1 protein-coding gene is annotated in these 1256 nt (G+C 32.4%); it reads right to left on the minus strand.

The window, feature by feature from the left end:
- A partial coding sequence (rlmD, locus tag RR539_RS07960; protein WP_332500313.1) for a 23S rRNA (uracil(1939)-C(5))-methyltransferase RlmD occupies positions 1 to 1133 on the minus strand: 1133 nt, incomplete at its 3' end.
- Positions 1134 to 1256 lie beyond the last annotated feature (123 nt).

The raw sequence follows: 1256 nt of genomic DNA on the forward strand, positions 1-1256 counted from the left end.
GGTACTATGCCTTCCTTTATCATTTTAGGAATAATATTCTCAGCTTCACCAGCAAAGAATTCTACGTTTTCTATTGAGTTTATTTTAGCGTTTTCCTTTGCGTTTTCGATTGCTTCTTCGATTATTTCAACTCCATATACTTTCTTAGCTTTCTTAGCTAGGAATAGTGATATTGTTCCTGCACCGCAGTATGCATCGAATACTATTTCATCACCCTTAAGGTCTGCAAATTCAAGTGCCTTATTGTATAGGGTTTTTGTTTGCACTGGGTTAACCTGGAAGAATGATAGTGGTGATATTGAGAATTTAATATCTCCTACATAATCTTCTATTGTGTCTTTTCCCCAAATGGTTTTGCATTGTTTTCCTAATACTACGTTTGTGTTTTTAGGATTTACGTTTTGGATTATACTTACAACCTCAGGTAGTGCTTCAGTTATATCCTTTACTAGTTTATCCATAAACTTTATCTTTTTTTCTTTTGTTACGATTACAACCATTGCTTCTTTAGTTGTGTATCCGTATCTAACCATTATATTACGAAGGTTTCCACTTTCAGCTCTTTCGTTATATATGGCGATGTTATTCTCTGTTGCCCATTTACGTACTATAAATGATACCTTGTCAGCTATTATATGCTGAATATCACAAACTTCCATATCTATTATGCTGTGACTTCTAGGTGCATAGAAACCTATCTTAACCTTATCTGAGTCTTTTCCAACAGGAAGAATTACCTTGTTTCTGTATCTTAATGGGTCTTCCATACCTATTGTAGGTAGAATTTCTATGTCTTCTATCTTGCCTATTCTTCTAACAGCATCTTCTACTTTCTGTCTTTTCATCTCTAGTTGAGCCTTATATCCTATATGCTGCACATTACATCCACCACAGTATTTGTATATTTTACATGTAGGCTCTACTCTGTTTTCTGATGGTGTTATTATTTCTTCTATTTTACCTATTGAGTAGTTTTTTGTAACTTTAATTATACTAACCTTAACTGTTTCTCCCTTAATCGCTCCTGGCACAAAAACTGTAAAGTTGTCTATTTTACCAACACCTTCTCCTTCTGAACCTGTTGATACTATTTCTAGTGTATATTCTAATCCCTTTTCTACTGGTACTATCACATTCATCACCTATTATTAATCCTTACTTTTTATTATTAACCTATGTAATTGTAACAAAAAAACACTTTTTTATAAACCTAAATAATCCTAATTAACATAATAATAAATTATTGTAACCTTTAA

This window comes from Clostridium sp. (genome assembly GCF_036639235.1).
Taxonomy (GTDB): domain Bacteria; phylum Bacillota; class Clostridia; order Clostridiales; family Caloramatoraceae; genus Clostridium_AB.